The 8894-nt window shown below is 71.0% G+C and carries 6 protein-coding genes; 5 read left to right on the top strand and 1 reads right to left on the bottom strand.

The genetic code is table 11. The features are described 5' to 3' along the window. Window positions 1-301 precede the first annotated feature (301 nt). The 3 genes from rplU to obgE all read left to right on the top strand — a co-directional run bounded on the left by rplU (window position 302) and on the right by obgE (window position 2473). A complete protein-coding gene (rplU, locus tag ACFUJR_RS16160) occupies window positions 302-622 on the top strand; it encodes a 50S ribosomal protein L21 (protein WP_015033583.1) in 321 nt (106 codons plus the stop codon). A 14-nt stretch (window positions 623-636) separates the two neighbouring features. Beyond that, window positions 637-891, top strand: coding sequence for a 50S ribosomal protein L27 (rpmA, locus tag ACFUJR_RS16155; protein ID WP_260226291.1), 255 nt, complete (start codon window positions 637-639; stop codon window positions 889-891). A gap of 142 nt (window positions 892-1033) precedes the next feature. Further along, the gene (gene obgE, locus ACFUJR_RS16150; protein ID WP_383179663.1) at window positions 1034-2473 is read left to right on the top strand and encodes a GTPase ObgE; all 1440 of its coding nucleotides are present in this window, start codon (window positions 1034-1036) and stop codon (window positions 2471-2473) included. Window positions 2474-2682: 209 nt separating this feature from the next. Here obgE and ACFUJR_RS16145 read toward each other — a convergent pair whose 3' ends face one another. Beyond that, window positions 2683-4821: a PIG-L family deacetylase gene (locus ACFUJR_RS16145; RefSeq protein ID WP_383179666.1), complete on the bottom strand. Its 2139-nt coding sequence runs from the start codon at window positions 4819-4821 to the stop codon at window positions 2683-2685. Between the two features lie 223 nt (window positions 4822-5044). Between ACFUJR_RS16145 and ACFUJR_RS16140 the strand changes: the two genes are divergently transcribed. Continuing rightward, window positions 5045-6055, top strand: a complete 1011-nt coding sequence (locus ACFUJR_RS16140) for a hypothetical protein (RefSeq protein ID WP_383179669.1) — start codon at window positions 5045-5047, stop codon at window positions 6053-6055. Beyond that, a complete protein-coding gene (locus tag ACFUJR_RS16135; protein ID WP_383179672.1) occupies window positions 6052-8862 on the top strand; it encodes a stealth conserved region 3 domain-containing protein in 2811 nt (936 codons plus the stop codon). The genes ACFUJR_RS16140 and ACFUJR_RS16135 overlap by 4 nt, the downstream gene beginning before the upstream one ends. Window positions 8863-8894 lie beyond the last annotated feature (32 nt).

Genomic DNA, 8894 nt, shown 5'->3' with positions numbered 1-8894 from the left:
AGGGAGGAGACAAAAGAGAAGATAAACCACACGCGCAGATATTTTTTGTTCGCCAGGCCGGCTGCCCCCCACGGACGCCCCCCCACCCCCGCCCCGGAGGGTGAAGTCACCGAATTTGACCCCTTGAGGCACCGGCCCGTAACCTTGACCGTCGGCGTGTCGTAAGACGCGCCACCCCCCTGAGCACCCTCCTCCCGGGCTTCCGGGAGAGGCCGCTCGTCCACTTCCGGATCGCCGCGGGCTTCGGCCCGCGTGAGCGGCTGGCATCAGGGGACCGTTCCCGAGTGAGAGAGAGATCCGCGTGTACGCCATCGTGCGCAGCGGTGGTCGCCAGCACAAGGTTGCTGTCGGCGACATCGTTGAGGTTGACAAGATTTCCACTGCCAAGGTTGGCGACACCGTAGAGCTCTCTACGCTGCTCGTTGTCGACGGCGACGCCGTGACCAGCGACCCGTGGGTGCTGGCCGGTATCAAGGTCACGGCCGAGGTCGTGGACCACCACAAGGGCGCGAAGATCGACATCCTTCGCTACAAGAACAAGACCGGCTACCGCCGTCGCCAGGGCCACCGCCAGCAGTACACGGCGATCAAGGTCACCGGCATCCCCGCGGCTGCGAAGTAAGGGACTGAGGAGAGATGGCACACAAGAAGGGCGCATCGTCCACCCGGAACGGTCGCGATTCCAACGCTCAGCGGCTCGGCGTGAAGCGCTTCGGCGGTCAGGTCGTCAGCGCCGGTGAGATCCTGATCCGCCAGCGCGGCACCCACTTCCACCCGGGCGCGGGCGTCGGCCGTGGCGGCGACGACACGCTGTTCGCCCTGCAGGCCGGTTCGGTGCAGTTCGGCACCCACCGTGGCCGCAAGGTCGTGAACATCGTTCCGGTCGCCTGATCGGTTCTTTCGCGGAGGCGGACCTCACTTCCCGGCAGGGAAGCGGGTCCGCCTTTCGCGTGTTACTAGATAGACATTCCACCTCGTAGTACCCTCCCCCAGCCTCCGGCCGGGGGGACCCCCGAACTGGAGGCACAGAACCATGACCACCTTCGTGGACCGCGTCGAGCTGCATGTCGCCGCGGGTAACGGAGGCCACGGCTGCGCCTCCGTACACCGGGAGAAGTTCAAGCCGCTCGGCGGCCCCGACGGCGGCAACGGCGGCCGTGGCGGCGATGTGATCCTGGTCGTCGACCAGGCCGTCACGACGCTTCTCGAATACCACCATTCGCCGCATCGCAAGGCGACCAACGGTCAGCCCGGCGCCGGCGACAACCGCTCCGGCAAGGACGGCCAGGACCTCGTCCTGACCGTGCCCGACGGCACCGTCGTCCTCGACCGGCAGGGCAACGTGCTCGCCGACCTCGTCGGCCAGGGCACCACCTTCATCGCCGGCCAGGGCGGCCGCGGCGGTCTCGGCAACGCGGCGCTGTCCTCCGCGCGCCGCAAGGCCCCCGGCTTCGCGCTCCTGGGCGAGCCCGGTGAGGCGCGGGACATCGTCCTGGAGCTGAAGACCGTCGCCGACGTGGCGCTGGTCGGCTACCCGAGCGCCGGCAAGTCCTCGCTCATCTCCGTCCTGTCGGCCGCCAAGCCGAAGATCGCGGACTACCCCTTCACCACGCTCGTCCCGAACCTGGGCGTCGTCACGGCCGGCTCGACGGTCTACACGATCGCCGACGTGCCGGGTCTGATCCCCGGCGCCAGCCAGGGCCGGGGCCTGGGCCTGGAGTTCCTGCGCCACGTGGAGCGCTGCTCGGTGCTCGTGCACGTCCTGGACACGGCGACGCTGGAGTCCGACCGCGACCCGGTCACCGACCTCGACATCATCGAGGAAGAGCTGAAGCAGTACGGCGGTCTCGAGGACCGCCCGCGCATCGTCGTCCTCAACAAGATCGACATCCCGGACGGCCAGGACCTGGCGGACATGATCCGCCCCGACCTGGAGGAGCGCGGCTACCAGGTCTTCGAGGCGTCGGCCGTGGCTCGTACGGGTCTGAAGGAGCTGTCCTTCGCGCTGGCCGACATCGTCGCCAAGGCGCGTGCGGCCAAGCCGAAGGAGGAGTCGACGCGTATCGTCCTCCGCCCGAAGGCGGTCGACGACGCGGGCTTCACGGTCACCTACGAGGAGGCCGAGGACGTCTACCGGGTGCGCGGCGAGAAGCCGGAGCGCTGGGTCCGCCAGACCGACTTCAACAACGACGAGGCCGTCGGCTACCTGGCCGACCGACTCAACCGTCTGGGCGTCGAGGACGCGCTGATGAAGGCGGGCGCCCGTGCGGGCGACGGCGTCGCGATCGGTTCCGAGGACAACGCGGTCGTCTTCGACTGGGAGCCCACGATGATGGCCGGCGCGGAGATGCTCGGCCGCCGCGGCGAGGACCACCGCCTCGAAGCCCCGCGTCCGGCCGCGCAGCGCCGCCGCGACCGCGAGGCGGAGCGGGACGAGTCGCAGCGCGAGTACGACGAGTTCGACCCGTTCTAGGGTCTGCCCGACCCTCGCGTCACAGACGCTTCACGCGCCCCACGTGCCGTTTCGGCCGTGGGGCGCTTGCGTGGACGCTATCGGGCCCCTCGGCCCCGGCGGCCCGTCGGCCCCGGCGGCCCGTCGGCCCCCGCGGCCCGGCCATCCCTGGGGTCGCCCGGGGCGTCAGGCGGTCGGGTGCGATGAGGCGGCCCGGGTCGTCCGGGCGGTCAGGACGCCTGGCTGTCCGCGATGTCCCGGAGGCGGGTGACGACCGGGCGGCCCGTCAGGCCGAGGGTGACCACGGCCGCCGGAGCGCCGCCGGCCGCCGTCACCGTCGCCGGTGTACCCACCGTGACCGCGGTCTGCCGGGCGCGCGCCGCGGCCGCTCCGCCGTCGCGGACGTCGTACACCAGCGCCTCGCCACCCCCGGCCGAGGCCGCCATCAGCAGCCCGTCCGCGGTCGGCTTGCGGCCGCCGACCAGACTGACGCGGCCGTAACCCGGTACGACCGGGTTGGCCACCGTCGTCCAGCGCCCGGTCCGCCCCGCGGCCAGCCGCTCCACCATCACGCGGTCGCTCGTCACCGGACGGTAGCCGAGCAGGACGGAACCGTCCGCGGCGGTCACCGCGTCCGGAACGTCCCCCGGTCTCGCCACGAAGCGCCGCGATCCCTTGCGCAGTTCGGAGGACGGCTTGCGCTGTGCCCAGTGCTCCACCCAGCCGGGCGCGGCGGCGAACACGTGGATGAGCCCGCCGCCGTCCACCGTCGCGGCGAGGCCGTCCTGGACGTACCCGCCGGGCAGCGCCCGCCAGGGCGACCAGTCGCCCCGTTCGTCCAGGACGCGGGTGCTGACTCCCTTGTCCCCGTTCCGTACGAAGACGTGGACGCGGCCGTCCGAGCCGGTCACCGCGGTCGGCGGGCCGGTCAGCCGGGAGCGCCGGGGGCGGGACTCGGGGTTGCCGAGCCCGACCCAGCTGGAGTCGAAGGCGCCGCCGGGCGTCCGCTGCCGGAGCATGACGATCTCGCGGACGTTGCGGGAGGCGCCTCCCTCCAGCCGGGAGAAGCGGAGGGCGAAGATCAGCTGGCGGCCCTTCGCGTCCGTGGTCACGGAGATCGCGGGTGCCAGCGGCCCGCCACCGAGGTCCTCGGGCGCCCCCAGGGCCCCCGCCGACGTGCCGGTCCAGCGCGCGAGCCGGGTGCCGAGCACGGCGTACACGGTCAGGGAGCCGTCCTCGGCGGTCACGACCTGGGGCCCGGCGTTCGGGTAGCGCCGGTGGGTGCTTCGTACCCACCCCTTCTTCGAGGCGAGGACGCGGTCGGCGCCGATGGCGTAGTCACCGCAGCCGGAGGCGTTGCCGCACTCCCAGGAGGGGTCCCCGCCGTAGGCGTTGAGGTACTCGGTCTTGAGGGCGACCGTCTCGGGCGGGAGGTTGTGCGGCCAGCGCTGGTTGTAGTAGCCGCGGTACGCCTCGGTCTGGAACGCGGGCGCCTTGCCGCCGCGCCCCGACGTGTCGGCCCACTCGGCCAGCGCGCGCCAGGCGAAGAGCGCCGCCGCGGTGTGGTCGGGGTGGTCGGAGTAGCCGACCTGGTCACTGCCACGCGGGTGCCGCTCGTCGTGGACCTGGGCGTCGGGGTCGGGGTCGAGCGTCCGTATGAGCGTGGGCCGGTAGCGCCGCAGCAGCGAGACGAGGGTGTCCACCAGGTCCTCGCGGCTGTAGGAGAACGCCTTCCGGACCGGGGATTCGGGCGCGGGCTGGGTGGGGAGACGGACGCCGGGGGTGCCCCACAGGTGGGCCATGTTGACCGGCCGGCCATGGTCCTTCGCGTGCATCCGTATGTTGAGGAAGATCAGCTCCGCGCGCCGTCCCTGGTGCTCCAGGACGTTGAGCTCGGCCTCCCGGCCCTCGGGCAGCGGGATCGTGGTGCGCTCCCACGTGGTGAAGAGGGGGGCGCCGAGCATCCGCGCGTACGCCTGCCGCAGGCCCTGCTGGCGTGAGGAGACGTACGCGGGCAGGTTCGCGGGCGGGTTCGGCCGGCCCGGTACGGCGTTCACGCCGAAGGAACCGCCGTCCGTGACGTAGACGGAGATCACCGGCACGCCGTTCGACAGCGTGTGGATCACGTCGGGGTTCATGAAGAAGAGGTCGTCGTCCGGGTGGGCCACGATCTGCATCACCCGGGCGCCGCCGGGCTCCGCGAATCCGTTCCGCGGCTCGACACCCAGCTGCCTCACCGGCATTCCGGAGCCGCCACCGCCCGCGTGGTCGACGGGAGGCACATCGGCGGGCGTGGTGGTGCAGCCGCTGACGAGTCCGGCCAGCGTCACGCCGGCCACGGAGCCGAGTAGCGTGCGTCGCGACGGCACGAAGTGATCGAAATTGGTGCGGCGGCCCATCTTCCCCCTGCTTTCCTGCTGGCGATCCGGCAAGATCGCCACAGGTAAAGAGGGGAAAGAGCCATATAGGTTTCACTTGATCGAGTGATTGCGATCACATAATGGTCAAATCAGGAGTCAACTTGCCATTGCACTTCGTCCTTGACAGCATGTGCCGCTGACTGTCAGCTGAGAATGGAAGCCGGGATTCGCCGTGAGTGACTCACTGCTGCCCTACGCGGTGGGCGCTGCGAAGCGTGCGCGCCGGGCCGCCGTACGCATGCGCCGTCGGGTCGAGCAGTTGCACACCGTGCCGGCGATCGGCGGCGGGATCCGGCCGAGCGCTCAGCTCAAGCCCGTGCACTTCTCCGTCTCCAGCGGCAGGACCCTCAACGTCGCCGTGGCCGTCCCCGGGCGGCGCCTCGCCTCCGCCGACCTCGTCCTCTCGCACGGTACGAGCCGTGAGCGGGTGCCCCTGGAACTCGAACCGCAGGCCGACGGCACGGTGCTGCTCACCGCGACCGTCCCCCTGCGGCACAAGGACTGCCCGGAACCGGCCGGTCGCGGACCGGTGCTCGGCAGCGGTATCTGGCGTCTCGCCGTCCTGATCACGGACGAGAGCCGGCAGACCCGCCGCGCGACGATCGCCGCGGCCGCGAGCCGGGACCTCTCCGACGGTCCCACCCTGCCGTTCTCTCCGTCGCCGACGAGCGGCGCGACCTTCCGGCTCGTGCGCTCGGTCGACGGCTTCGCGCTGCTGAAGGTCCGCGCCCCCCGCCCGCACGCCGAACTCACCTCGTTCGACCTGCGCTGGGACCGGGTCACCGTGCACGGACGACTCATCGGTACCGCCCCCGCCAAGGCAGCCGCCGCGACGGCGGAGGCGGTGCTGCGGCGAGGCAACCACAAGGCCGTCACCGTCACCCCCGAGTGGCAGGGCGACCGCTTCACCTTCGACGTTCCTCTGGACAGGATGGGCGCGGGGCGCGGAACGGCCCGGACCTGGGACCTGTACCTGCGGCTCGGCGGCTCCCGGCTGAAGATCGCCCGGAAGCTGACGGACGTCCGCCACTTCAAGCAGGTCTACCGGACTCCCTTCCGCATCGTCGCCCTCGAGAACGGCTCCCTCATGCGGGTGCACGCCCATGTCACCGCGGCCGGAGCGCTCGCCGTCAACTGCGCAGATGTCATAGCCGCGCACCCCAGCACAGAGGAAGTCGCATGAAGATCACGTTTCTGCTCACCTGGGGTGACGAAATGGGCGGCACCGAGATGGCCGCCTACACCCAGGCGATCCACCTCGCGCCCCGGCACGACGTCGAGGTCCTCAGCGTCTTCAAGACCCGGCAGGAACCCTTCTTCTCGGCCGCCCGCAAGGTGAAGCGGCGCTACCTGGTGGACCGGACCGGGGGCGTCGAGCGGCCCGTGCGCAGCTCCACCCTGGACGCCGAGGCCTGCCGCACGCTGACCTCCCTCCCCAGCGAGATCATCAAGCCCTCCTGGGAGAGCACCTTCAACCGGCTCTCCGACATCGAGATGACCCGGGCGCTCGGCTCCCTGGACTGCGACGTCCTCGTCACGACCACGCCGGCCCTCATGGCCGCGGTCGCCGACCTCGCGCCCGCCCGGGTCGTCACCGTCCACCAGGAGCACCGCGCCTCCCAGCTGCGCGGCGTCTCCGGCGAGCCCCTCCTGGTGTGCGCGCCTCGGATCGACGCCCTCGTCTCGCTGACCGAGCGCACCAACGACTGGTTCGCCGACTCGCTCGGCGACGCGGCGCCCGAGCTCGTCGCCATCCCGAACGCGGTGCCCGACGGCTACCGTCAGCGCTCCGACCTGGAGAGCAAGACGATCGTCCTGGCTGCCCGGATGACCCCGGAGAAGCAGCTCGACCACGCGATCCACGCCTTCCACCGCGTCTCCGCCGACTTCCCCGACTGGACGCTGCGGATCTTCGGCGACGGCCCGCAGCAGGTGCGGCTGCGCCATCTCGTCGAGGGGCTCGGCATCCACTCGCGGGTGGAGCTCATGGGCCGCTCCGACCAGATGGAGCAGGAGTGGGCCAAGGCGGCGCTCTGCCTGCTGCCCTCGCGCAACGAGGCGTTCCCCCTGGTCCTCCTGGAGGTCTTCGCCGCGGGTGTGCCCGTGATCGCGTACGACATCGTCACCGGCCCCGCCGAGATCATCCGGCACGACGTGGACGGACTGCTGGTCCCCCCGCGCGACATCGACTCGCTGGCCGCGGCCATGTCCCGGCTGATGGAGGACGACGACACCCGCCACGCCTTCGGCAAGGCGGCGCGCGCCGGCGTCAACGAGCGCTTCTCCGGCGAGAAGATCACCGCGCAGTGGGAGGAGCTCTTCGAGCGCCTCGTCGCACGCCGTGACACTCCCGAGCGCCTCGCCGCGCGGGCCGACCGCACCGCCCTGCGGATCGCGCAGGGCGGTACCAAGAGCTTCAGTGTCGCCGCCCCCGTCTCCCTGCTCGCCAACTCCGCCGACGAGCAGAAGGCGCGCGAGGTACTGATCCAGGCCCAGGACCGCTCCCTGATCCGCTCCGCCGGCCGTCTGGCCGAGGAGCGGGACGACATCGACGCCCCGACGATGGCCGACCTCAACCTGGAGATCACGGCCAAGGCCTTCGAGGACGCCGGCGTCCCCTTCATCCTCGTCCGCACCGACGGCCTCGCGCACACGGTGGCCGTCCCGGTCGAGCACCGTGCGAAGGCCCTCCGGGCGCTCGCGACCGTGCTGCACGGCAAGCCCGTGTACGGCGAGCTCATCACGCCGCGCGGCGCCGCCCCCGGCGCCGTACTGGCCGAGCGGCTCGACAGCGTCGGCGAGGTCGCCGGTGTGAAGGTCTTCAAGCCGGTGACGAGTGCGAGCCGGACTCTGCGCTACGGGCCGGCGTACGGCTGCACCGTCGAGTTCTGGGACAAGGACGAGGACGGCTGGCGCAACGGCCCGCGCACGACGACGCTCCTCGGTCGCCGCCTGCCGTCCCTGGAGCCCACCGCCAAGCTTCAGGTCGGCGGGCACGACTATCCGACGCTGACCCAGTTCACCAAGCAGCTGATGTGGGACGTCGACTTCCCCATCGACGTCGTCTACACGTGGGTCGACGACACCGACCCGGCGTGGCGCAAGCGCCGTGACGACGTCCGACGCAAGCTGGACATGCCGGTCGACGACGCCGACAGCGGTGACGTCCGCTTCCGCAACCGTGACGAACTGCGGTACTCGCTGCGGTCGCTGCAGATGTTCGCGCCGTGGGTGCGCACCATCTACCTGGTGACGGACGACCAGACGCCCGAGTGGCTGAACACCGACCAGCCCGGCATCGAGGTGGTCGCCCACAAGGACATCTTCCCGGACCAGTCCTGGCTGCCCACGTTCAACTCGCACGCCATCGAGAGCCAGCTGCACCGGATCGAGGGGCTCTCCGAGCACTTCCTCTACTTCAACGACGACGTCTTCATCGGCCGTCCGCTCTCCCCGGGCTCGTTCTTCCTGAGCAACGGTGCCGCGAAGCTGTTCCGTTCGCCGACCTCCGTCCCGCCGAGCGAGCCGTCGGACGACGACGAGGGCTACTTCGCCGCGGCCAAGAACAACCGGGCCCTGCTGGAGCAGGCGTTCGGCCGGGTGGCCACGCATGGCTTCCTGCACGCCCCGCACCCGCTGCGCCGCAGCGTGCTGGCCGAGATCGCCGAGCGGTTCCCCGAGGAGGTCTCGGCGACGGCCCGTAACCCGTTCCGGGCCAACACGGACCTGTCGATCACCTCGTCGCTGCACCACCACTACGGCTACCTCACGGGCAGCTCGGTGCCGTCGGCGATCTCCTGCAGCTACGTCAACGTCGGCAACTACGAGCACCACTCGGTGCTCAGCCGACTGCTCGCCAGCCGGAGCCACGACGTCTTCTGCATCGGCGAGTCCGCGGACGCCGAGGTGCCGGTGGACGAGCAGGACCGCGTACTGCGTGCCTTCCTGAACGCCTACTTCCCGGTGCGTTCGCGCTTCGAGCGGAGCTGATTCCACACGAAGGAGTGGGGCCCTTCCCCGTC

It is taken from the genome of Streptomyces sp. NPDC057271, assembly GCF_042668715.1.
Taxonomy (GTDB): Bacteria; Actinomycetota; Actinomycetes; order Streptomycetales; family Streptomycetaceae; genus Streptomyces.
This window is presented reverse-complemented; position numbering and strand designations above follow the sequence as displayed.